Annotated in this window: 24 protein-coding genes and 24 tRNA genes; 43 read left to right on the forward strand and 5 right to left on the reverse strand. The window is 64.0% G+C overall.

Features of this window, described 5'->3' with window-relative positions; translation table 11 throughout:
- Positions 1-34: 34 nt before the first annotated feature.
- Both G5C50_RS27550 and G5C50_RS27555 read left to right on the forward strand, forming a co-directional pair.
- Positions 35-1,687 (forward strand): complex I subunit 4 family protein, encoded by a 1,653-nt coding sequence (locus G5C50_RS27550; protein ID WP_165074235.1) that lies wholly within the window; start codon positions 35-37, stop codon positions 1,685-1,687.
- A 68-nt stretch (positions 1,688-1,755) separates the two neighbouring features.
- Positions 1,756-3,348 (forward strand): NADH-quinone oxidoreductase subunit N, encoded by a 1,593-nt coding sequence (locus G5C50_RS27555; protein ID WP_165074237.1) that lies wholly within the window; start codon positions 1,756-1,758, stop codon positions 3,346-3,348.
- A 19-nt stretch (positions 3,349-3,367) separates the two neighbouring features.
- Here G5C50_RS27555 and G5C50_RS27560 read toward each other — a convergent pair whose 3' ends face one another.
- Entirely contained in the window at positions 3,368-3,781 is a 414-nt protein-coding gene (locus G5C50_RS27560; protein ID WP_165074239.1) for a VanZ family protein, read from the reverse strand.
- Positions 3,782-4,206: 425 nt separating this feature from the next.
- Here G5C50_RS27560 and G5C50_RS27565 point away from each other — a divergent pair.
- From G5C50_RS27565 to G5C50_RS27585, 5 genes are all read left to right on the forward strand, one after another.
- Positions 4,207-4,278 (forward strand) — tRNA-Phe (locus G5C50_RS27565).
- Between the two features lie 53 nt (positions 4,279-4,331).
- Positions 4,332-4,402: transfer RNA gene (locus tag G5C50_RS27570), tRNA-Glu, on the forward strand.
- Between the two features lie 23 nt (positions 4,403-4,425).
- A tRNA-Trp gene (locus G5C50_RS27575) sits at positions 4,426-4,498 on the forward strand.
- A 21-nt stretch (positions 4,499-4,519) separates the two neighbouring features.
- Positions 4,520-4,593: transfer RNA gene (locus tag G5C50_RS27580), tRNA-Pro, on the forward strand.
- Between the two features lie 95 nt (positions 4,594-4,688).
- Positions 4,689-5,870, forward strand: coding sequence for a tyrosine-type recombinase/integrase (locus tag G5C50_RS27585; protein WP_165074241.1), 1,182 nt, complete (start codon positions 4,689-4,691; stop codon positions 5,868-5,870).
- A 142-nt stretch (positions 5,871-6,012) separates the two neighbouring features.
- Here the strand turns inward: G5C50_RS27585 and G5C50_RS27590 are convergent, their stop codons facing one another.
- The 4 genes from G5C50_RS27590 to G5C50_RS27605 all read right to left on the reverse strand — a co-directional run bounded on the left by G5C50_RS27590 (position 6,013) and on the right by G5C50_RS27605 (position 7,522).
- On the reverse strand, positions 6,013-6,612 hold the full coding sequence (locus G5C50_RS27590; protein WP_165074243.1) for a hypothetical protein: 600 nt from the start codon (positions 6,610-6,612) through the stop codon (positions 6,013-6,015).
- Positions 6,613-6,756: 144 nt separating this feature from the next.
- Positions 6,757-6,972, reverse strand: a complete 216-nt coding sequence (locus G5C50_RS27595) for a hypothetical protein (protein WP_165074245.1) — start codon at positions 6,970-6,972, stop codon at positions 6,757-6,759.
- Between the two features lie 3 nt (positions 6,973-6,975).
- The gene (locus tag G5C50_RS27600) at positions 6,976-7,230 is read right to left on the reverse strand and encodes a hypothetical protein (RefSeq protein ID WP_165074247.1); all 255 of its coding nucleotides are present in this window, start codon (positions 7,228-7,230) and stop codon (positions 6,976-6,978) included.
- Positions 7,231-7,303: 73 nt separating this feature from the next.
- Positions 7,304-7,522 carry a hypothetical protein gene (locus G5C50_RS27605; protein ID WP_165074249.1) on the reverse strand — a complete coding sequence of 73 codons (219 nt, stop codon included), beginning with the start codon at positions 7,520-7,522 and terminating at the stop codon, positions 7,304-7,306.
- Positions 7,523-7,786: 264 nt separating this feature from the next.
- Between G5C50_RS27605 and G5C50_RS27610 the strand changes: the two genes are divergently transcribed.
- The 36 genes from G5C50_RS27610 to G5C50_RS27785 all read left to right on the forward strand — a co-directional run.
- The gene (locus G5C50_RS27610) at positions 7,787-8,398 is read left to right on the forward strand and encodes a hypothetical protein (protein WP_165074251.1); all 612 of its coding nucleotides are present in this window, start codon (positions 7,787-7,789) and stop codon (positions 8,396-8,398) included.
- Positions 8,391-8,780, forward strand: a complete 390-nt coding sequence (locus G5C50_RS27615; RefSeq protein ID WP_165074253.1) for a hypothetical protein — start codon at positions 8,391-8,393, stop codon at positions 8,778-8,780. The genes G5C50_RS27610 and G5C50_RS27615 overlap by 8 nt, the downstream gene beginning before the upstream one ends.
- Positions 8,773-9,132, forward strand: a complete 360-nt coding sequence (locus tag G5C50_RS27620) for a hypothetical protein (protein ID WP_165074255.1) — start codon at positions 8,773-8,775, stop codon at positions 9,130-9,132. Before G5C50_RS27615 ends, G5C50_RS27620 begins: the two co-directional genes overlap by 8 nt.
- Positions 9,133-9,277: 145 nt before the next feature.
- Positions 9,278-9,583 carry a helix-turn-helix domain-containing protein gene (locus G5C50_RS27625; RefSeq protein WP_165074257.1) on the forward strand — a complete coding sequence of 102 codons (306 nt, stop codon included), beginning with the start codon at positions 9,278-9,280 and terminating at the stop codon, positions 9,581-9,583.
- 85 nt (positions 9,584-9,668) lie between these two features.
- Entirely contained in the window at positions 9,669-10,859 is a 1,191-nt protein-coding gene (locus G5C50_RS27630; protein ID WP_165074259.1) for a ParB/RepB/Spo0J family partition protein, read from the forward strand.
- 97 nt (positions 10,860-10,956) lie between these two features.
- Complete coding sequence (locus G5C50_RS27635; protein ID WP_165074261.1) at positions 10,957-12,321, forward strand: bifunctional DNA primase/polymerase; 1,365 nt, start codon at positions 10,957-10,959, stop codon at positions 12,319-12,321.
- Positions 12,297-12,572, forward strand: a complete 276-nt coding sequence (locus G5C50_RS27640) for an exodeoxyribonuclease X C-terminal domain-containing protein (protein WP_165074263.1) — start codon at positions 12,297-12,299, stop codon at positions 12,570-12,572. The genes G5C50_RS27635 and G5C50_RS27640 overlap by 25 nt, the downstream gene beginning before the upstream one ends.
- A gap of 342 nt (positions 12,573-12,914) precedes the next feature.
- Positions 12,915-13,121 carry a hypothetical protein gene (locus tag G5C50_RS27645; RefSeq protein WP_165074265.1) on the forward strand — a complete coding sequence of 69 codons (207 nt, stop codon included), beginning with the start codon at positions 12,915-12,917 and terminating at the stop codon, positions 13,119-13,121.
- A gap of 185 nt (positions 13,122-13,306) precedes the next feature.
- On the forward strand, positions 13,307-13,690 hold the full coding sequence (locus tag G5C50_RS27650; RefSeq protein ID WP_165074267.1) for a hypothetical protein: 384 nt from the start codon (positions 13,307-13,309) through the stop codon (positions 13,688-13,690).
- 54 nt (positions 13,691-13,744) lie between these two features.
- Positions 13,745-14,857: a phage major capsid protein gene (locus G5C50_RS27655; protein WP_165074269.1), complete on the forward strand. Its 1,113-nt coding sequence runs from the start codon at positions 13,745-13,747 to the stop codon at positions 14,855-14,857.
- 55 nt (positions 14,858-14,912) lie between these two features.
- Positions 14,913-15,638 carry an HK97 family phage prohead protease gene (locus tag G5C50_RS27660; protein WP_165074271.1) on the forward strand — a complete coding sequence of 242 codons (726 nt, stop codon included), beginning with the start codon at positions 14,913-14,915 and terminating at the stop codon, positions 15,636-15,638.
- The gene (locus G5C50_RS27665) at positions 15,635-15,874 is read left to right on the forward strand and encodes a hypothetical protein (RefSeq protein ID WP_165074273.1); all 240 of its coding nucleotides are present in this window, start codon (positions 15,635-15,637) and stop codon (positions 15,872-15,874) included. Before G5C50_RS27660 ends, G5C50_RS27665 begins: the two co-directional genes overlap by 4 nt.
- Before the next feature lie 19 nt (positions 15,875-15,893).
- Positions 15,894-16,559, forward strand: coding sequence for a hypothetical protein (locus tag G5C50_RS27670; protein WP_165074275.1), 666 nt, complete (start codon positions 15,894-15,896; stop codon positions 16,557-16,559).
- Positions 16,556-16,756: a helix-turn-helix domain-containing protein gene (locus G5C50_RS27675; RefSeq protein WP_165074277.1), complete on the forward strand. Its 201-nt coding sequence runs from the start codon at positions 16,556-16,558 to the stop codon at positions 16,754-16,756. Before G5C50_RS27670 ends, G5C50_RS27675 begins: the two co-directional genes overlap by 4 nt.
- Positions 16,757-16,800: 44 nt before the next feature.
- Complete coding sequence (locus tag G5C50_RS27680) at positions 16,801-18,462, forward strand: phage tail tape measure protein (RefSeq protein WP_165074279.1); 1,662 nt, start codon at positions 16,801-16,803, stop codon at positions 18,460-18,462.
- 393 nt (positions 18,463-18,855) lie between these two features.
- Positions 18,856-18,927 (forward strand) — tRNA-Lys (locus G5C50_RS27685).
- A 14-nt stretch (positions 18,928-18,941) separates the two neighbouring features.
- Positions 18,942-19,012 (forward strand) — tRNA-Ile (locus G5C50_RS27690).
- A 10-nt stretch (positions 19,013-19,022) separates the two neighbouring features.
- A tRNA-Lys gene (locus G5C50_RS27695) sits at positions 19,023-19,095 on the forward strand.
- Between the two features lie 17 nt (positions 19,096-19,112).
- Positions 19,113-19,184: transfer RNA gene (locus G5C50_RS27700), tRNA-Thr, on the forward strand.
- 71 nt (positions 19,185-19,255) lie between these two features.
- Positions 19,256-19,326, forward strand: a tRNA-Gly gene (locus G5C50_RS27705).
- 37 nt (positions 19,327-19,363) lie between these two features.
- Positions 19,364-19,444: transfer RNA gene (locus G5C50_RS27710), tRNA-Asn, on the forward strand.
- 15 nt (positions 19,445-19,459) lie between these two features.
- Positions 19,460-19,543: transfer RNA gene (locus tag G5C50_RS27715), tRNA-Ser, on the forward strand.
- A gap of 10 nt (positions 19,544-19,553) precedes the next feature.
- Positions 19,554-19,624, forward strand: a tRNA-Gly gene (locus G5C50_RS27720).
- 1 nt (position 19,625) lies between these two features.
- Positions 19,626-19,696, forward strand: a tRNA-Gln gene (locus G5C50_RS27725).
- Positions 19,697-19,770, forward strand: a tRNA-Gln gene (locus tag G5C50_RS27730).
- Between the two features lie 119 nt (positions 19,771-19,889).
- Positions 19,890-19,963: transfer RNA gene (locus G5C50_RS27735), tRNA-Leu, on the forward strand.
- An 11-nt stretch (positions 19,964-19,974) separates the two neighbouring features.
- Positions 19,975-20,049, forward strand: a tRNA-Asp gene (locus G5C50_RS27740).
- 115 nt (positions 20,050-20,164) lie between these two features.
- Positions 20,165-20,233, forward strand: a tRNA-OTHER gene (locus G5C50_RS27745).
- Between the two features lie 16 nt (positions 20,234-20,249).
- Positions 20,250-20,323 (forward strand) — tRNA-Leu (locus tag G5C50_RS27750).
- Between the two features lie 16 nt (positions 20,324-20,339).
- A tRNA-Val gene (locus tag G5C50_RS27755) sits at positions 20,340-20,411 on the forward strand.
- Between the two features lie 39 nt (positions 20,412-20,450).
- Positions 20,451-20,522 (forward strand) — tRNA-Ala (locus G5C50_RS27760).
- A 22-nt stretch (positions 20,523-20,544) separates the two neighbouring features.
- Positions 20,545-20,630, forward strand: a tRNA-Ser gene (locus tag G5C50_RS27765).
- A gap of 8 nt (positions 20,631-20,638) precedes the next feature.
- A tRNA-Arg gene (locus tag G5C50_RS27770) sits at positions 20,639-20,711 on the forward strand.
- A gap of 22 nt (positions 20,712-20,733) precedes the next feature.
- Positions 20,734-20,817 (forward strand) — tRNA-Ser (locus G5C50_RS27775).
- 242 nt (positions 20,818-21,059) lie between these two features.
- Positions 21,060-21,130 (forward strand) — tRNA-Arg (locus G5C50_RS27780).
- Positions 21,131-21,346: 216 nt separating this feature from the next.
- Positions 21,347-21,753: hypothetical protein (locus tag G5C50_RS27785; protein ID WP_165074281.1), on the forward strand; the 407-nt coding region annotated here is incomplete at its 3' end.

Here is a 21,753-nt window from a genome sequence, read left to right on the forward strand (position 1 = left end):
AACAAGCGGCGAAGGCTTTCTGAGGATGGTTTCGATGGCGATACTGTTGGCGGTCACCGTGTTCCTCCCTCTGCTCGGCGCGCTGGCGCTGGTGCTGACGCCCGGGCTTGACCAGGGGGCGGCCCGCAAGATCGCGCTCGGCTTCACCGTCGCGACCTTCGCGGCCTGTTTGGCGCTCCTTGCGGGCTTCGAGTCGTCGGTGACGACGCCGCAGTTCGCCGCCGGTCCCGACGCCGGCCCTTACGGCTGGTCGTGGATCGGTCGACCCGACGTCCGGTTCGCCCTGGGCCTGGACGGGATCTCGATCTGGCTGTTCGTGCTGACCGGCCTGCTGATGATCACCGGCGTCTTCGCTTCGTGGGAGTCGATCAAGGATCGGTCCCCGTTGTACTACGCCTTCCTGCTGTCGCTGGAAACGGGCCTGCTGGGGCTCTTCGCCTCGCTGGACGTGGTCCTCTTCTACATCTTCTTCGAGTTCACCCTGATCCCGTTGTTCTTCATCATCGGGCTCTGGGGCGGACCGGATCGGCACCGGGCCTCGGTCTACTTCTTCCTGTACACGCTGGCCGGCAGCCTGCTGACCCTGCTGGGGGTCATCGCCCTGGTCGTCGTCCACATGCAGTACACGCCGGAGCATCGGCTCACCTTCTCGATCCCCGAGCTGACCCAGGGGCTGGCCGCTCTTCAGTGGGACGAATGGTACAAGACGGACTCCTGGGCGAGCCCGCAGGTCGCCATCTTCCTGCTGCTGCTGGCCGGGTTCGCAATCAAGGTGCCGCTCTTCCCGTTCCACACGTGGCTCCCGCTGGCCCACGTCGAGGCGCCGACGGCGGGCTCGATCGTCCTGGCCGGCGTGCTGCTGAAGGTCGGCAGCTACGGCCTCCTGCGATTCAACATGGCCATGACTCCCCTCGGGGCGCAGGCCCTCTTCCCGCTGCTGGCGACGCTCTGCGTGGCGGGGATCATCTACGGGGCCCTCGCCGCCCTGGCCCAGAGCGACATGAAGCGGTTGGTGGCCTATAGCTCGGTCAGCCACATGGGCTTCATCGTGCTGGGCATGCTGGCGATGAACGACACCGGCCTGAACGGGTCGGTCATCCAGATGGTCAACCACGGCCTGACGACCGGTGCCCTGTTCGCCTGCGTGGGCATCCTCTACGACCGCTATCACACCCGAGAGATGGGCCAGTTGGGCGGGATGTGGGAGAAGTTCCCGCTGCTGGCCTTCTTCTTCATCTTCTCCTCGATGGGCGCTGCGGCGCTGCCGGGGCTGAATGGATTCGTCGGCGAGTTCCCGATTCTCTCGGGGATGTTCGCGGTGAGTTGGAAGACGGCCGCCCTGGCGACGACCGGCATGGTTCTGGGCGCCTTCTACCTGCTCCTGATGATCCGTCGGGTCATCTTCGGACCGCTCGTCGAGCCCGGCGGTCACGACGATCACGGCCACGGCCACGCCGAGGTCCCGCCGATCGCCTGGTACGAGATCGCCGGACTGGCCCCGCTCATGGCCCTGATCCTCTACATCGGCCTCTTCCCCGAGCCCTTCTTCTCCCGGATTCGTCCGGCGGTCGAGGTCGTGGATCGGATCGGGCGTTCCGAGGCGCTCACGGCGGCGAAGGTCGCCGCGGCTCCCCCAGTCGCCACTCGCGGCGAGGCCGTCTCCATGACGGCGTCCGAGGCCCGCTGACTCCAAACTTCGTACCGACGCGGCAAGACACGAACGCCCGACGCACACGCTAACACGGAAAGCCGGAGATGACCCCCGAACTCGCCTACGAGACGGTCAAGCAGACGCTCCAGGTCCTGTCGCCCGAGATCCTTCTGCTGCTCGTGGCCATGGCGATGATGACGGCCGCACCCTTCGTCCGCGTCTCGCGGAACGGCTGGTGCGGCGCGGCCGCGGCCGGGCTGGTTGTCAGCCTGCTCGCCCTGTTCGCCTCCAGCGACGTCCATCCCGACCCGTTCGTCGGCTCGGTCGTGAACGACGCCATGTCGTTTTACGTTCGCCTGTTCGTCATTCTCACCGGCTTCGTGCTGCTCGGCCTGGCTCACCGCGAACCCCCTGAGGACCGCTCGGCCGAATTCTTCGGGTCGCTCCTGATGATCCAGGCCGGCGCGATGCTCGTCGGGGTCTCGAACGACCTGATTCTGCTGTTCGTCGGCCTCGAACTGGTCAGCATCCCGACTTACCTGCTGCTCTACCTCTCGCGGCGGACGGCGTCGACCCAGGAAGCGGCGACGAAGTACTTCTTCCTGAGCATCTTCGCCTCGGGACTACTGCTCTACGGGATGACCTTTCTCTACGGGCTGACCGGTACGACGAACCTGAAGGCCCTCGCCGTGCTGACCGACCTGCCGTACGTCCCTCACCTGTGGGTCGGCCTGGTCGCCGTGGTGTTCATGATCGCCGGCCTGAGCTTCCGGGTCGCGGCCGTCCCGCTTCACTTCTACGCCCCAGACGTGTACCAGGGCTCGCCTATCGTGATCGCGGCTTTGCTGTCGTGGATCCCCAAGGCGGTCGGCTTTCTGGCGATGATCCGGGCTTTGACTTCGGTCCTCGCCTTCAAGGGGATGGAAGACGAGTTGGTTCACAAGACCGTCTTGCTCTGCTGGATCATCGCCGCCGCCACGATGACCCTGGGGAACGCCGTCGCCTTGCTCCAGACCGACCTCAAGCGACTGCTGGCCTACTCCTCGATCGCCCACGCCGGCTACCTGATGGTGGGGATCACGGCGGCCTTCGCCGGCGGGGCGCGTGCGTCCGCCATGTACAACGGCGTCGAGGGCATTCTCTTCTACCTGGCGGCCTACGCGTTGATGACGTTGGGGGCCTTCGGCGTGATCCTGGCACTGCGAAAGGCCGACGGCCGGCCGATCACGACGATCGACGAACTGTCCGGTCTGGGATGGACCCGTCCCGTGGTCGCCCTTGGGATGACGATCTGCCTTCTCAGCCTCCTCGGGTTCCCGTTCTTCGCCGGGTTCTGGGGCAAGTTCCAGATCTTCGCCGCGGCACTTTCCGCCAGCACCGGCGACGACGCCCGGCCGATGCAGGCCCTGGCGGTCATCGGCATGCTTAACGCGGCGGTCGGAGCCTACTACTACCTGAGGATCGTCGTCCTGATGTTCTTCGGGGAATCTCGCGAGCCGCTCTCGCTGGGGGGGGGCTGGCCCGTCGCCGTGGCGACCGGTGCCTGCGCCGTGCTGTCGCTGCTTTTCGGGCTTTACCCGGCCCCGATCTCGCGACTCTGCCATGAGGCGGCGGTGGCGGCCAACACTCGGCCCGTCGTCGAGCCGGCGGTGGCCGGCGCGCAGGTCGCGCCGACGGGCGTGGCGGTCCAGAACTGACCGACGCCGTTCTTCGGCCTCAGACTTCGCTGACGGCGGTGGTCGCGACCTGCGGCGACCGCCGTTCTTCGATTCGAACCCACTGCTTGTAGATCCAGCCGCCGAGAAAGACGCCCAGCATATCGAAGAGGCCGTCGTCCAGCCGGGCGTCTCGATTGACGAACGCCGTGAGCTGGCCCAGTTCCGTAACGACAGTCAGCGCGAGCCCGCCGAGGATGATCGGCAGGAATCGCTTGGGCGATGGTGCGGCCTTCAGCCAGAGGAAGGCGAACACCACGAACAGACCGGCGTGGACCAGCTTGTCGAAGTTCGGGATCTCGAAAAGCCGGGTTTCGTCCCCCACCTTGTTGACGACGCCGCGAGGCGTCCAGCAGAGCGCCGCGATCAGAATCGTCCATCCCACCGCCGCGTACCACCACTTGCGCATCATCATCCCTCGCGGGTTCTGTCGACCGAACGGGCGTCGTCCGCCAGGATATTCTAATCATAGGGCGTGGCGAACGCCCCCGCAGTCGCTCTCGGAGGTTTCTCTCGTTTTGCGCGAACATCCTCCGGAGGTCATGCGTCTTCCTGGGTGTTCGCGGACGAGAGCGACGGGCCGAGAGCCGGGCGGGCAGCCTGGGCGGCACGACGAGATCGTCCCCAACGGAGCCGAGTCATGGACTCGCAGCGTTCGCAACAAACGAGGAATTTCGGCCAGGGCCTACGCCGGTCGCCCGTCGCGAACGCGAAATGGGCGAGCCCGCGCCTCGGCCTGCCCCTCTCGCGACGCTGAGCATCGATCGACCCTCCAACTCTGGAGCCGATCGAGGCCCGGCCGTCGCAGACGCCGGGCCTCTTGCATTTCATGCTTCCCACGGGTCGGTAGCTGAGACAGTGTAGCGCCGCGTTGAAGCCGCGGAGACGTGGATTCGAGCGCCACCCGACCCATCGATACGAAGGCGCCCTCGCGAAGGGTGGGCGTCGAAGGACCGCGCACGCTTGGCCCGTTCGTCTATCGGCAGGACGCCGCCCTTTCAAGGCGGCGAGGAGGGTTCGACTCCCTCACGGGCTGCTCGGAGTCGGGGTTTGCGCCATACGACCGGAGCGACTGGGGGCGCGGGCGGTCTCCAAAACCGCCGTCTCGCGGGTTCGAATCCTGCCGGTCGTGCTGTCGGATGAATGATCGTAACGGGACGTGGGAAAGCCTGGGAATCCGCCTGCCTTGGGAGCAGGAGAGCGTCGGTTCAAATCCGACCGTCCCGACTGGTAACAGATTGAAGCAATTGGACTTGCGTGAATGGTGGTCAGGCGTGTACAATGATGGAATGCGGTAGACTACCGAATTCCGGAGATACGCCATGTCCGCAAAGCCCCCATCCTATCGCTTGCATCGGGCCTCTGGTCAGGCCATCGTGACCATCGATCGGCGAGACCACTACCTCGGGAAACACGGCACGCCGGAGAGCAAGCGAGCTTACGACCGGCTCGTCTCCGAATGGCTGGCCAACGGCCGGCGTCTGCCGGATGGCGACGTTCTCCCAATCTTCTCGCTGATGCGGCGATACCTCGAACACATCAGCGGCCGTTACGAGTCGAACGAGCCGGAGCTCATCAAATCGGCGCTCCGGCCGCTGTTCGATCTTTACGGCGACACGCCAGCGGCCGAGTTCGGGCCGCTGGCGTTGGAGGTCGTGCGCGAACGGATCCGCGCCAACGGCCACGTGCGGAGTCAGGTTAACCGCCGGGTTCGAGCGATCGTCAGGATGTTCCGCTGGGGCGTCTCTCGACAGTTGGTGCCATCGTCGACCTGGGAGGCGTTGCGGTCGCTGGAAGGGCTCAGGCGAGGTGAGCCCGGGACGCGAGAGGGCGACCCCGTGCGGCCTGTGGCTGACGTCGACGTCGACGCCGTGCTGCCTCATGTCAGTCGCCAGGTACGGGCGATGATCGATCTTCAGCGGCTCACAGGTGCCAGGCCCGGCGAAGTCTGCATCATGCGGACGTGTGACGTCGACGCCACGGGAGCCGTGTGGACGTATACGCCGGAGCATCACAAGACCGAGCATCACGGTAAGCGTCGGACGATCTACATCGGGCCGAAGGCGCAGGCGGTGTTACGGCCGTGGCTGAGATCCAACGGCTACGCGTACCTGTTCAGTCCTCGGCATGCAGAACTCGAACGCCTCGCGATGATGGCGGAGGCGAGAGGCGGACGGGTTCAACCTTCCCAGGTCGATCGTTCGTCCGCTGGCCGCATGGTGGCTCTGGGCGGCTATTACATGACTGAGGTCTATCGACTGGCGATCCGTCGAGCCGTCGACACGGAGAACGCCTTGCGTCGCGAGAAGGATGGAGACAAGGCGAAGCTCGTGGGCATGTGGTCGCCGAACCAGCTTCGTCACAGCGCCGCGACGAAGATCCGCCGCGAGCTAGGCATCGACGTCGCGCAAGTGATCCTCGGCCACAGTTCGCCAGCGATCACGGAAATCTACGCCGAGGTCGATGAAGCCAAGGCCGTCGCCGCGATGCAGCGGATGGGGTGAGAGGGTGCGTTGATTCGCCATATCCTTGGCTGCGAAGGGGGCCCGTTCTATGGGCCCCCCCTGTCTTCTCGCTAGACGATGGGTTGGTCTTCTTGGCGTCGGCGATCGTCGCAATCTACGGAGAGCGCAAGCCCAGCCGTAGTCATCGGATCACAATATGCATGATGCCTTCTTTATGCGTAATGCCAGTAGTCAGAACGTAAAGCGATTTGTCAGAGAGATAGGCGACGTCTTCCATGTTGAGGGCTCCCGGACGCCGATCTTGGACTTTGTGGCTGCCTCCCGCGATCTGGGTTTTCCACCCCTCTGACGTGTCTACGAGCGTATAGGTGACTTTGAACACCGCCATTAGCATGTCTGGCTTCGGGGTGGCGAAATTCAGTGTAACGATGCTCCCTTTCTTCGTGTCTTCCCACATCACCACGACGGTATCGGCATCCCCGGGATGGATCAACGGCGGTATCTTCGTTGCAAAAACATTGTTGAGTTCACATGAATTAATGTAAACGACCTTGTCGAGATGGTTCGTTATCGTGATCACGAGCGACCTGAAGGCGGTTTTCTCGGCGCTGATGTAAGTATTGATGGCGCTGATGCCTGCGTCGATCAGTTGTACGACAACGGCGCTAAGTGCGACCGCGACGCTCGGGTCGATGGATGGTGATTCCGCCGACATCTTCGAGAGGAGTTCACCGCTAGTCTGGTCGTCGGGTTTCAAAGGCGAGGGTGATCCTGTCGACATTCCGGGTTCCTCCAATCAGGGGGGCCGTGTGAAGACGTGGGGATGTGATTCGGGACTCACTGCATCTCGCTGCGGACACCGAAGGTGGCAGGGGCTATCGCGGATGACGCCAGAGGCGCGCGCCAGTTCAGCGGGGGAGAAGACTCAACGTCGAGGAGCCCGGAACGACAGCGATACGATCGAGTCGAGGGCGATCGTCTGAGTATGCCCATCGCCTAGATCCACTCGCACGACGTCGACGCCGGGACAGGTCAACATCTCCGGGCGGTCGACGCGGGTCGACCTGCCGTCCATCGTGTTGATCGCGAACGGCCGGAATGGGTCCATCTTCAAGGCGGATCGGATCGTCTCGGCGGTCATGGCTCAGTCCTCCGCCGATTGCTCGCGGACCTGGCCGGCGGCGGCGGGCTCGTCGTATTCGATGCCAGCCAGCATCGCGACGTCCAGGACACGCACGCCGCCCCTTTCGCGGGGATAGATCGTCACCGAACGCTTGCCCTTGGGCAGGGCAGCGAACTCGGGATGGTGCAGATGGATCCACTCCCCGCTAGGGAGAATGACGCTGAACGGCTGAAACGGACTGGCGTGGATCGCCTCGTAAAGATCCTCAGTACGCATCACCTATGCCTCCTCACGTCCCGTCGTCGGCTTCAGACGACCTTTTGGCAAAAATGCCAAAAGGTAGCGGCGGCTATCGCGGCGGCGGTTCCTCGGCAAACCCTCGCGACCTCAGATACTCAACAAGGGCGGCGTCAACAAGCTTCGAGGTGTCCGTTCGGCAGAACACAGCCCCTCGGTCGACCCACCCACGCCACTCAAGGTTTCCCTTGATCGTGAGGGCGACCGGCCGTCTCGCCGGCCCGATAGACTCTGCCTTGGCTTTCCGCTTGGCCACCAGCGTTGTCCTCATGGCGGTCTCCGTGGTCCTAAACGCGGACGCCAGTGTAATCCAGGTCTCTCCACGGTACAACCAGGGGTGATACTTGGCAACCCTCTCGGTGCGTCAAAAATACATACCTGGGTATTGACCTCGGTATGTACCTGGTGATAGTGTCGCTGCAACATGGGGATGTAGAAGAGCAACCCCATGTTGATCAAGACAACGGGCCGAGAAGGTGCGGCCAACACCCTCCCGGCCCTTGGAAAGCCCCCTGATAGCACCAGGAGATTCCCCATGGAGATGCTACGTCATCCCTCGATCGAGGGCAAAGCCCCCGCGCGCTCTGAGGCTGCCGCCCGTTTTGTCAATTTTGACAAAACGATGGCCGACGCCGACGCCGGTGTCAAAAGTGACACCGCTCGCTCTGCGGCGGTTTGTCGAGGAGTTGTTTTCAACTCCTCGACAAAAGCTGACTCCCGAGATGGTGAAACCGCCATCTCGGGAAAGGCCGCAGCCGATGCCATCAGTTTCTCGCCGCTGGCGCTTCGCCAGTTCGTGGAGGCGTTCGTCGAGGCTGGGCGCCTGACGGAGGCGGTCGAGGAGATTCAGGGTGAAAGCTGCCCCTCGCCGGTTCAGTACACGGGCGTTGGCGATGCGTTGCGGGTGGCGTGCCGGATTGCTGCGGGCCGTCCCGCGTGGAAGCGGTTCGATGATGAGCACGTCGTCGACGTCGACGGCTGGCGTGTGGTCGTGACTCCGTCCGACGACGTCGGGGGGTTGGCTCCGGAGGATATCGCCGTCGAGCGCATCGACGACGATGATCCGGCCGCATGGCCGTGCTGGACGGACCAGAGCCGTTGGACGATCAGCGACGCGGACGCGGAGAAGGGGGTGGCACGTGGATAAGCCCATCGCCATGCGTCCTGGGAGTCTGGTTCTTCGTGCGGCGGCGGGTGAGTACCGGGAGTGTCTGAAGCGGTTCCGGCCGGGCACGGCGGCTCCGATGATACCGTTGGGCGAGACCGAGGAAGAGAAGGCGGAGGCCGTGCGGAATCGCGACTGCATCGGCCAGCTTCTGGCCTACGCGTTGATGCAGGTTCACGGCTACTCGCACGACGACATTCCGGAGGCGGCGATCGCGGCCGAGGTCTGCGGCCTTCTCGTGGTGTACGACCCCGCAGACGGTCTTGAAAGTGGCGTTGACGTCCACGTCGTGGACCTGGACCGCGTCATCGGTTTCGGCAAGACGGCCGCTGCCGGGCGAGGGAAGGGGGCCAGCCGTGCGTAACGATCGCGGCCTCAGTGAGGCGAACAAGCGGAGGCTGGAGCGGGCGGCGTTGAAGATCGGCAAGGCAATCCTCGCAGGGGTGCCGTTGAACGGTATCCCGGGGCTCGCGAGCGAGGGTAAGGAGCCGAATCCTCGATTCGGCAAATTTGCCGAGTCGAGAGCGACCCCGTTCCGTTCTCACGTCATCGCCGGATTCCGGACCCCGGAGACCCCGGCCGAGCTGCTGGAGCTACTCCGCATCGTCATCGACACGACCACGCCGTTGCTCGCTTACCCAGGACGCGACGCCAGTGAACTGGAGATCGCGTTTGAGGACGGCAGGCTCGCGACGATTCGGGTGGAGACTGCGTGAACTTCGCAAATCCTCGATTGGGAATTTTTTCCCAATCGAGGGATGAAGGACTGCGGGTCTGATCATCGGGACAAACCGGGGATGACGTGTTAACATCGATGGTCATGCGTCCAGGTGTTGGCTTGCTTACGAGGGAGGGCTTGCGATGGACGAGAATCCGAACGACTTGCTGACGACGGCGGAGGTCGGTGCCGTCATCAACCGCGCGACTTACATGGTGGCTCAGTACATCAACTGGCACGGGCTTCCGGCGACGCGGAGGAGCCACCGGTTGTACGTCCGCAGGTCCGACCTGGACGCGTGGCGGCAGCGGCCGGACATCGCGGAGATGCTGCGGAGGGGCGATGCCGCCAAGGGCGTCGGCCCGACTCCGGCCGAGCGGCGTGAGGCGAAGTCGGCTGCGATGCTGGCTGAGGCCCTTGGACATCCGGCGACGGCGTCCGGGGCGTGAGTCGATCCGCTGGGTGAACCTGGATTCCGGGCACGAGGCCGTTGGGAGACCTGCGGCCTCGTTTCGTTTACGGGGGGTGTATTCCGTGCGAGTTCTGGGCAGCGAAGACCCTGCGGCGTTCGTGGATGCGAGGAAGCCGGGAGAGTCTCGGCCGTGGGATGGCTCCGACCTGGAGTTCCACGAACTCTGCACGATGTTTCCGCCGATGGACGGCGAAGCGTTCGCGATGCTTGTGGAGAGCGTCCGTAAGCATGGGCCGACGCGAACGGTCGTGCTCCATGAGGGGAAGATACTCGACGGACGCCACGCTTACCGCGCCTATCGCGAGGTTGGCGTGGAGTTCAAAGTCCGCGACTGGAACGGCGAGTACGGCACACCGCTCGATTACGTGCTGGCTGAGAATCTCGTGCGTCGCGACTTGACCAAGAGCCAGCGCGCGGCATTGGCGGTAGAGGTTAAGCGGCGAAGGAACGAGGAGTATCAGGGCAATAGCATCGCGAACCTAAATCGGGAGGGGAGGATTCCGAAGGCTTGTCGAGTTGTCAATGTTGACAACTCGACAAGCGACGCGCGCGGTGAGGTAGCAAAAGCATTGAATGTTTCCGCCGGATACATTCATGCGGCCGAGAAGGTGGCGGAAGCATCGCCGGAGACGTTCGAGCAAGTCAAGCGAGGTGAGGTGACACTTCAAAAGGCCAGAGAGGATCTTGGCCTTGCCAAGCCGAAGAAATCCAAGCCGGCTCCGGCTCCGGCTGATTCCGGACTCGTCACCGTCAACGGCGAACGCAAGTATGACGAAGGCGTTGAGCGTGCGAGAGCGGCTGGTGTGATCCCGGCCGGCGTCGCCGTCACCGTCGAAGATCCCGGCGACGAAGCCGGAGACGTCATCCAGGCCGTTCGCGAGGAACAGGCTGAGGAAGCGGCGAAGGTCGACGACCTGACCGACGACGAATGGATTGCACGTCTGCCGCTGGCGTCGGTTCTCACGGGCGTCTCGCTGACGCGGTTCCGGATGGACGCGCTGTTCTTCCGGGCCTTCGAGCAAAAGATGCGGGGGTCGCTCAAGGCGTTCTACGGCAAGGCGGCGAAGGCTTATTACAAGGGCTCGTTCCGTGGCGTCGTCGGCTACGGCATCGAGCGGCTGCTTAGGGTTGAGCCTCCCGACCGCTGGCGGAAGTGCCCGCCCACGGACAAGGGCGGATGCGATGGCAAGGGGACGGTGCCCATCGTCGGCGAGTGCGGCCTGTGCAAAGGCCGGGGATACTTGGCGCGCTGATCAGCGCATGAAAAAGCCCCCGTCAGACCCGGGCAAGGCCTGACGGGGGCGGAGATCCTTGGGGCGTCCCGTCGTCGTTCACACGCGAGACATGCTCATGATATCAAACGGCGAGTGCGATGACAAGTGCCACTCGACTCGGATCGCGCTGGATGCGGCGATCGAGTATGCACGCGCCGGGTTCCGGGTTGTTCCATGCCATCCGAGGGCGAAGGAACCGGCGATCGCGGGGTGGCAGCATCGGGCGACGGATGACGAGCGGATGGTCCGGCACTGGTTCGAGAATGGACCGTATCGGAACGTCGCGCTGCTGATGGGGGGCGGAGTCTTCGCCGTGGACCTGGACGGCGACGAAGGTGTTGAGTCCTGGGGGCGGCTCGTTCACGGCCGGAAGGTTCCGTGCACGGCGACGGCGGCGACGGGCGGAGGCGGCTGGCACTACTTGTTCCGGACCACACAGAAGATCGCTCCGCGCGTGGGCGTTGAGACTGGCGTCGACATCCGGGGCGACGGCTCGATCATCGTCGTCGCCCCTAGCATCCACCCAGAGACCGGCAACGCCTATCGTTGGGTCTACCACCCGGGCGACGTCGCCATCGCTCTCGCTCCCGGATGGCTGCTGGACCGGATCCACGATCGGGAGGCGGTGACATCAGATCTTGTGCGACCGCCGGCGATGCCGACTCATGACCGGCCGTGCGAGGACGTCGACGCGCTTGCGGCCAAGGTCATCGACCGATTCCCCGTGCAGCGGCTCCATAGCAGGAACGCGAGGATGCTGAGGGCGACGGCGTTCCTGATCGGCCAGAACTACCGGCTCGACGTCGTGGCAGCGGCCCTTGAACGCTGGTGGCTTCACTTCTACGTCGGGGGAACCATTGGCACGGACCCGCGCGAAGCTCCAGGGATGATCGGCCAGACGATCGAGTCCATGGTCAAGGCTGGGAATATCCGCTTAGCCAGCGCCGGCGTCGACCACGAGGCCGCAATCAGGGCGGTTGAACTGACGCCTGCGCTGGCTCAGATCGTCAGTTCAACACCCAATGTAACTCCTATAGGTATGGGGGGAGAGAAGCCAATACCTAAGGAGTTACATCCCCTCCGGTCCGAGAACGATCGTTGGTTCCTCGAGGCGTTGGGAGTCCACTTCACCTATGAGCGCGGGAGGAGCGAAGGCGACCGGCTGAAGGCCACCAACGGTCAGCTTCGGAACATCATCCGCGACCGGCACAGTGTCGTGCTGAATCCGAACCAGATGGAGCGTCTGAAGCGTAGATACATCACGCGACCTGGGAAGCCGGCTGAACGTTGGGAAGCGGCGGTTCAGGTTGCGACCGGCGACAGTTCAGGCAAGACGTGTGAGTTCGAGTTGACCGGGCTGCTGGAGTTGCTTGATCCCAGGCCGACGGATGCGGCCGTTCCCTCGGAGGAATCACCGTGTCCGATATCGGTTGCCTCGTGAAGTCGCGGGCCAAGCGGAAGCGTCGAGCCGGGCGACGGAAGCCCAACGCACGCGGGAAGGCCGCTATCCCCTCGCTGGCGGCGTTGGCCGCTGCCGAGTTGTACGAACTGCCGTTCGGCAAGTGGAAGGGCTACAGCCTCGCCCAGGTGTTCGAGCGAGACTCAGGCTACGTGGAGTGGCTCGCGCGTGAGGTGAAAGCCATGGCCGGTGAGATGGCACGTGCTTACGTGGCAGGCCGAGCGACCCTGTGACGATGCTCCCGACGTCGAGCGACGACGACGCGATAGAGCGGATGCCAGGGGCCTTGCAGGGCAACCCAAGTGAGGCGAGCCAGCGGCGGGACGGGGAAGGCGACCCCATGGCGAAAACCACAAGCCGCGATCGCGAGCAAAATATGTTTGGGGCAAACGACTCCAGACCGCCACACTCACGGCGACCATGTTTTTGCGTCGTATTGGCACCCCTAATTGCGACGCGAGACCAATTGCACCATTGGTTCCCGCCCAAAAAGCGACCGGCTCTCGATTCGGCAAATTTGCCAAGTCGAGAGCCTACGTGTGATTGACGCTCCAACCTCCCTGGAGAACGCAGCGATGTTCATCGACCGAGACGGCGAAGGCGTGGCGACGTACGGCCTCATGAAGTTCGACCGCGAGTCGGTCGAACGCGCCAGGGACGTCGCAATGGTTGCCATGCACCGCCAGGGCGTGCCGTTGCGGGTCGTCGGCCAGTTCTTCGGATTGCCCAAGTCGACCGCTGGCGACCGCATCAGGGCCGCTGAGGCGCGGGGGCTGGTCTGACTCCGCTCGCTCCCGATCCTCCCGTTCCGCTGAATAATCGGCGATTCCACGCGCGCTGATTCGTGCAACGCAACGCCAAGCGCATATCTACTAGACAGTCGGTGTACGGATGGATATTATATACGAGATATGAAACGGCATCTGCCGACGTCTAGACGCTTTCACGAGACAACGGGAGTTGAGCGATGCAGGTCAAGATGCTCCGGGATTACGTTCTTCCTGACGGTCAGCCGGTATCAGATGGAAACATCGTGGTCGTCAACGAAGAGCTTGGCCACAAGCTGGCGAGGTTCGGCGTCGCTCGGCCTTTTCTCCGCTGTCGCGTGAAGGAGGCTGGGACCATCCTTCGGCGGTGGTGTGACGTCGGCGACGTCGCCGAGACCACCTCCGACGACGACGGCCGGCTTGAATACGAGACGGCGGTTCGCGGCCTGAGGACGGCGCGGTTGGGGGTCAATCAAGAGATCACGGCCGGCGAGACCAAGGTTATTCGGGCTGACATTGCCGTCGACATGGTCATCGCCGGCTGCGTTGAGTTCGCGGAACTGCCGGCAGGCGCTGTGAGCTAAGGGCGGGGGCGGGGCGAGGACGACGCGTTCCAGGTGAGGCGAAAGGGGGCGAGCATGGCGGTTCTGCGAATGGCCAGCGGCAAGGCGATCGAGTACACACCGCGAACCTACTCGTTCGCGAGGGCGTTTCGGGCTGCCGAATTCGCCGTTGGGGTTGATCCCCCGGGATTCGAGGGCGACGTCGCCAGGGCGATCGACGAGACGACGGGCGAAGCGAGGCGACGGCGCGGCGGCTTCAGCGTGCCGATCAGCATGATGCAGGTGAGCCGTCGCAACCTGGACGCGACGTCTTTCGACTCGGCGATTCCCCTGGTCGTCGCGCCGCCGGCCGAGTTCACGGACGTGCTCCGATCGAAATCCGTTCTCGGGGCGATGGGCGCTCGGTTCGTCAGCTTGTACGGCGGCGGTCAGCCCACGGCCATTCCGAAGAAGACGAGCGGAGCCACGGCGGCTTGGGTCGGCGACGGCGGAACCATTCCCGACAGTGACATTGAGTTCGCCAGCGACCCCAGCGCCAAGGCGTTGCAGACTGTCGGCGCTCGCGTGAACATCTCGCGTCTGGCGTGGCAGGCGATGGACGACGATCTCGTCAGCTACTTCGTCGGCGAGTTGGCTGAGGCTCTGGCCGTCGAGGTCGATCGGGCGTCGCTGGTAGGCGCTGGCGGTCTGGAGCCGACTGGCCTGTTCAACCTGGGTGCCGTCCCCACCGTGGCGATCGGGCCAAACGGCGGAGCCTTGACCCGGGCGAAGGCTGTTGAGGCGATGAGGACGGTGCACGCGGCCAACGGCGACGCCCCGGTTGCGGCGCGGATGGGCTGGGTGACGAATCCGGCGGTGGAGGAGAAGCTTCGGAACACGGACGCTTCCACCGGGAACTCCGGCGCGTGGCTGTGGTCGGACTCTGACCGCATCGTTGGCAGACCCGCAATCGCGACCACGAGCGTTCCAAGCGGCTACGCCAAGGGCTCGGGAACGGGGCTCAGCGGCCTCGTCTACGGGAATTGGGCAGACGTCGTCGTCAACCTCAGTCCCTCCATCAGGATGATCGTCGACACCTACAGCGTCGCCGCCAACGGCGGGGCGCGGATATCGGCGTTCCTGGACGTGAAGATCACGTTCCGGCACCTGGAGTCATTCGCAGTCTTCAAAGACGTCGCTACGGTCTGACGACCGCCAGCGTCTGGGCTCGGAATCCGGGGCGTCGGGTGGGAGGACGAGGGACGTGGATCAATATCGGCGGGTTTGCGGAGGGACTCTGGCGCTTCGGAGCGGCGCCGGCGGACGTCAGGCGTTCCGAGGATACGCGGTCGTCTTCAACGAATGGACGACGCTGTCGGAGGACGATCGGATCGTCCAACGCGAGGTCATCCGACCGGGGGCGTTCCGCAACGCGTTGGCGGCGAAACAGGACGTTCGAGCGCTCATCGACCACAACCCAACGCTCGTGCTCGGCCGCACGAAGGCGGGAACTCTCCGGCTCCGTGAGGATCTTCGCGGGCTCGCCGTGGAGATCGATCCTCCCGACACGCAGGCGGGAAGGGACATCGCCGTGAGCCTGAATCGCGGCGACGTCTCTCAAATGTCGTTCGCGTTCCTGCCGCGCAAGGGCGGTTGGGATAGGGTTGTCCGCGATGAAGGCGGTCGCACGATCGTCGAAGACTCGATCAGGGACGCAGACCTATTCGACGTCTCGATCGTGACTTACCCGGCTTACGAGGGAACGTCGATCGGCGTTCGCGGCGGAATCCTGAGCCTGGAAGAAGCCCGCCGCTGGCTGGCGACGAGCCAGGCAGGGGGCAAGGCCGGGTCCAGGTTCGACCCGAAGCGGCCGTTCAAGAAATCCAGTCCCGAGTTCCAGGCGTGGATGGCAGACGCTGGCAAGCGTCTGAAGGCTCTGGAGGCTCGCGCGTGGGATTCCAAGCGTCGGGCGTTGGGGGGTGGACGATGACCCCAACCGTTATCCGACGTCGGCCGGTCTGCGGCCGCTGCGGCTCGTGCATCGTCGAACGCGAGAGCGGATGCGTCGTGAGCGTCATCGGCCGCGATCCACGCCTCTTGGCGTCGTCGACGCTCTGCGACGACTGCTCTGAACGCCTCGCCGAATGGCTGGGTGCCAGGACGCTGCGATCGGCCGAGACGCCTCGCACGGCGGTCGTCGATCCACGGCGTTTCGAGTCCCGTTGACATCGCGGAGCAACGCGCCATGGGCCTGGAAGCGATCGAGAATCGACACGCCGCATCGACTGCGGCTCTGGACGTCCGGTGCCTGAACGCCTACCAGCGGCACCAGTCGTTTGCGAAGGCGGCGAGGGCCGTGGGCGTGACGCTGGCGTTCTGCCGTGCGGCCGTCGAGCGTGCGAGCCAGGTCGAGACCAGGGCTCCGGCCCCGACCCGGCTGCGGCTCACGAGGCCGGAGCCGGCCGCTGTCGACGACGGCGTGAGCCCGTCTGAGGAACGTGGGTGGGTTCGGGACGTCTTCAAGTACGGCATGACGCTCGCGGACGTCGCCGACGCCGCTGGCGTGACCATCGACCGTGTGAAGCGGGGCGTTGCCGCCGCTCGCGCCCGGGGCGTGGACCTGGGCGACGTCCGACAGTGGGTTCCGGATGCGGAGCCGTTGTTCCCGATCGACTCGTTCACGCCTCAGAGCACGTGTCCTCACCATGGGCCGATAGCTTCTGGGTGGCGAGTCTGCTGCATGGTCTGCCATGCGTCGGGGCTCGACGACAGGCCGGAGCTAAAGATCAGCCGCAGGACGGTGCCACGGCATGCGGCTGCGAAGGATCCGACGTCGGAAGTACGAACCAATCACAAGAGGGCGGGGACTCGGCGCGAGCGTCGGGCAGCGATGAAAGGCGGTGCCGTATGAACCAGGCAGCGAAATGGACGCCGGAGCGGATCGAGAACGCGAGGCTCTCGCTGTTGGTCCGCATGACGAACCAGGGCCTCACCTATCGAGCCATCGGCCAGGTTCTTGGGATCTCTCCGTCGACGGTCTGTCGGACGCTTCAGGCGATGCCTCCGGCAAAACGGATCGAGCTGGAGTCGCTCGACTGGCGGGTGTGAGTTCGGTCCTGAACTGAGGTGGATCAAGTGCAAGGGGGTGGCTGATGGCGACGATCGGCAATATCAACGTCGGTATGGTGCTAGACGCGTCCGGGTTCGCCCGGGGGCTCGGCGAGGCGGGCGCTGAGGTCAAAGGGTTCCAGGGAAACGTGGTTGGCCTGGGGTCGACGCTCAGGGGACTCGCCGTTGGATTCGGCGCGCTGAAGGTTGGAACGTTCCTGTTCGACGCAGCGAAGCAAGCGGCTCACGCGCAAGAGGCGATCAATTCGCTCAGCATCGTCTTCGGCGACGAGGCCGGCAAGATGCAGATGTTCGCCAGCGACATGGCGAAGAGCTTCAACGTCGGCGTGAACTCGATGCTGGATGCTCAGAACCAAATCGGGAGCATCTTCCAGGGGGCGGGGTTCAAGGGTGGCGACGTCAAGGATATGACCGAGGGCCTGACGAAGATCGCCATGGACATGGCGCGTCTCAAGGATACATCGTTCGAATTGAGCAAGGATAAATTCCTGTCGGGGCTGTCTGGAGAACAGGAGCCGCTGAAGGCGTTCGGCATCGTCTTCGACGAGGCTACGGTGAAGGCCAAGGGCCTCGAGATGGGGCTCGGGGGCCTGGGTCACGAGTTGACGGCTCAGGAGAAGGTTCTAGCGCGATACGCCATCTTCGTCGACAAGACCAAGTTCGCAATGGGCACGGCGGCTCGCGAGGCGACGGGGGCTGCGGCCCAATTCGAGTCGCTGGGCGGGGCCTGGGAAAATCTGTCCGTCACTATTGGCGAGACGTTCGCTCCGGCTCTGGGGAATTTCCTGGGAGACCTGTCAACGGGCTTGATGACCGTCGACAAGCTGTGGAAGGACAATGAGGCTTCAGCGACGACGTGGTTGACCGGCCTGACGGCGAATCTGGGGGTGGCGACGACGGGTATGGGGGCGTTAGCCGAATCAGTCGGCCTCGTCGGCGACTCGATCGAAGGCGTCGGCGTCATGGTCAAGGACATGCAGGCGAAGACGACATGGGGAATCGGCAAGGGGGCCGGATTGCTGGGCTGGATCATTGGTGAGAACGACAGAACGCTGGCTGACGGCGGCTTCCTCAACAAGTTCGGAGTCGGCGATTTCTTGAAGGTGTTCGGCGAGGATCTCGATCGACTATCCGACGAACAATCCGGCAAGCTTGGAGAGGCACTGATCGGACCGGCCTTCTCGGAGCGGATCAAGAATTCGTTCGACGAGATTCGGGCTGAAGCCGAGCGAACTCGCCAGGCCCTCGCGAGCAAGCCGATCCTGATTCCGATGCTGCCGCAGCGCATCATGACGAAGATGCAGCCGATGCCGCTGGGCATGGGCATGGCTCAACTCGCCACTGGATTCCCTGGCCAGATGGGTATGGGAGGCCTGGGAGCGATCGGCGGTATGGGTGCCATGGCGATGGGGGCGAACAACCTCATCAACGCGGGCATGGGCGGCGCGATCGGGCTGACCAACCCCCTGTCCAACTCCCCGATGTTCAGCGCGGCCTATCGCCGTGGATCGGCCGAAGCCGCGTCGGCTGAGACACGCCTACGCTACGGCGGCGGTAAGAACGACGTCGCCAACAACACGCGGCGTACGGCCGTCGCCGTCGAGAAGATCGCGACGAAACAAGAGCGTGAGGCGTCGAAGGCTCAGGCGTCCATCGACATGGCAACCCGGCTCGACTGGAGTTGATTCAAGAGCCGCCAGCGAGGTCATCGAGAAGGCTGACGGAATCGATGGGGCATCCCGCTTCCGACGCCACCAACCCCGCTTCGCCAGCGGGGTTTTTTCATGCGCGGCACGAACCTCGAAACAGCGTCGGTAGTCTACTGGTTGAACACTCGATACTCGACCGAATCACGAGAATACCGCGTGTTTTCGTTATGGCAGTGAATACGCAAGGTGTTTGATTTCAATGGCTTATACCGTTGTACGTGTACAGATAGACCCTCTTGGGAGCAGGAGAGCGTCGGTTCAAATCCGACCGTCCCGACTGGATGAAATCTTGATGAACGGAGGATGAGCATGACTCAACGCCGCGACCGCGACCGCTGGAAACGCCGACTCCCGCAATTCGGCCGAAACGGGGTCGTGGTGTAACGGTCGCACATCGGCCTTTTAAGCCGGGAGGTGGGGGTTCAAATCCCTCCGGCCCCATGACGAAGCAAGTCCGGCCCGCAGCTCCGAGGCGGAGCCCCCGGCCGATAACCGGGAGGGGGAGGTTCGAGTCCTCCCGGGCCGATCGAAACGACGGGACCAAAGTGCTAGCGGCAGCATCCCTGGCTCTTAACCAGGCGGGTGAGGGTTCGAGCCCCTCTGGTCCCACTCGGCGAAAACGAAACGCACTGGGGGTCCGACCGGACGGACGCCGCCCTCGTAAGGCGGAGGAGCGGGTTCGACTCCCGCCCGGTGCTCTCGGCTCTTTGACAACCCGGCGTCGGCGAACGAATGAACGAATGATGTCACGATCGATCGACCGAAAGACGCGCCCATGATGTAACGGAAGCCTACCGTCTTGCCATGGCGGACGCGCGGGTTCGACTCCCGCTGGGCGCTCTCCTTTCCTCAGATCGTCGCGAACGAAATATGCAGATCCAGGGTGGCGAAACGGTAGCCGCACTCCACTGTTAATGGAGCGCCCTCGGGCGTGGGGGTTCAAATCCCTCCCCTGGAGCTGAGCGAGCGATACGGAAGGGCAAGCCGACCGGCGACGGCGTCCGACTCGAACTCGGGTGAGCGATGAGCCTTGGGGGTTCGACTCCCTCCCCTTCCGCTGGATGATTGCGTCCCTGGCCGAGCGGTCAGGCCCCGGCTTCCCACGCCGGACAGGCGGGTTCGACTCCCGCGGGGCGCTCTCGGGAATCGGCCAACGGCAGGCCCCCTGATTTTGGCTCAGGCAATGGAGGTTCGAATCCTTCTTCCCGAATCCGGGGCGGTCGCGGCTGGTCGCGACGCCAGGCTCTGAACCTGGAGGCGTTGGTTCGATTCCAGCCCCCGGAACTGAGAGTCCGTCCCACGAGGGCCGGGGACTGTCCCAATTTTGCGAAGTTTGCGAAGCAAAATGGGACTGTCCCCCTCTCCCCGAAGCCCTGTTGGGACGGACTCTGATCGGATCGTACGGCTCGGTAGGCAACTGGAAGACCACTCTCGTTCAGACCGAGAGATGCTGAGGGTTCGAATCCCTCCTGAGCCATCGCGAAGTACGCCCTTGTGGAGCAGCCCGGAGTGCTCGCCGCTCTGTCGAAGCGGAGGCCGCGGGTTCAAATCCCGCCGGGGGCGCTGGCTTGATCGGTTCGGTGTATCGGAGAGCTTTCATGCAAGACCCAGGCGCGGCCGGCGCCCGGCCGTCCCTCATGAGGACGGACCTCCCGGATCGACACCGGGGCCTGGGACTCGCGGGCGGACCGGCGTCCTCCCCGGTCTCATAAGCCGGGAGCGATGGGTTCGACTCCCATGCCCGCAATGCTCGTTCGTGATACGGCACGGTAGGCAAACCGGCAAAGCCGCCAGGTCGAGAATCTGGTGCCTGTGGGTTCGACTCCCACCCGTGCTACTCCGTTTCAAGCGACCGTCCCGTGGTCCAACGGCTACGACTCCTGTCTTACAAACAGGAAACGGGGGTTCGATTCCCTCCGGGACGACTGGCGAGGCTCCTCATGGATTGAGACCTTCGCCGAGATGGGCGGCTGGTCCAACGGGAAGACGCCTGGTTTGCACCCAGGAGATCGGGGTTCGATTCCCCGGCCGGTCCACTGGTTCGATTCGAGGAACGACGGAAGGCAGCCGGATACGGTTGGCCGGGCCTCTTTGCTAAAGAGTGCGCTCAGATGGGCGTGAGGGTTCGAATCCCTCGCCTTCCGCTGTATTGGTCCTGGTGGTGAAACGGACGATCACACCTCGCTTCTAACGAGGCGTTCCGGGTTCGAATCCCGGCCGGGACGTCGAGGAGAGCGATCACACGACGGAAGGGCCACCCGATCGGCGACGGGACCCGCTTGGACGGCGGGCGAGCGACGAGCCTTGCGGGTTCGACTCCCGCCCCTTCCGCCTCGGCTGGATCAAGAGCAGGCAGAGCCCTCGGGGTGTGCCGGATTCGCACGCGACCCTCCGAAGGTCAAATCCGCCGTTCTCTGTGTGGAGTTCGTGGCGCATAAGTCGTTACTATTTAGGTCCTTGTGGAGATTATGAGAAATCGACAATGTTCCTGAATTCCCGGATTTTGTTCCTAAATCACCCCCCTCGACGGGGATTCAGGAACAAATTCAGGAACACGGACAATCGTCCTAGGAGCCCCCAGAGCGTGCCGGATGCGCGCGGCCCTCCGAAGGCCGAGGACCAGGTTCGACTCCTGGTGGGGGCATCGTCGTCCTCGGAGTGTGAGGGATCCGCACCCAGCCCTGCGAAGGCTGTAGACCAGGTTCGACTCCTGGCGAGGACGCTCAAGAGGGCGGGGAGCCGCATGGATGGGACCGCCGAATTTCACGCCCTAGCACGAAATTGGTTGTAAACTTCCCGACGAGCCGACTTTGGCTCCAGGGTCGCTGCAACCGGGCGAATGGGTCGAAGGGGCACCGCGATGCCTGAGTCGGAGTCAGCGAGATCCGGCGGGCTGAAAATCCTCCTAGGGTTCGCCGTCGCCTTCGTCCTGGGCGGATACTTCAGCGTCCGGACTCCGTTCCTCTCGACGTTCTTCGGGGGCCTCAGCCCCATCGCGCTGGGCACGCGAGAGACGATCACGCGCCTCGAACGCGCCAGATCCGAGGCGGAAGGCCGCTGCAGCATCGTACAACTCGTCCTGGCCGGAAGCCGCGACCTCCATAGAAAGGTGGAGGGTCGCAGGCTGTATCTGGCCGCGAAGGTCGAGGCCGACGCGTTGATCGCGTCGTTCTCGGCGACCCTGCTTTGCGGCATTGATGAGAAGGAACTGGCCGCACTTCAGGAGATGGGGAAGACCGCCGAAGGACAGGTAAGGTCTTTCATCGT

The organism is Paludisphaera rhizosphaerae, from assembly GCF_011065895.1.
Classification (GTDB): domain Bacteria; phylum Planctomycetota; class Planctomycetia; order Isosphaerales; family Isosphaeraceae; genus Paludisphaera; species Paludisphaera rhizosphaerae.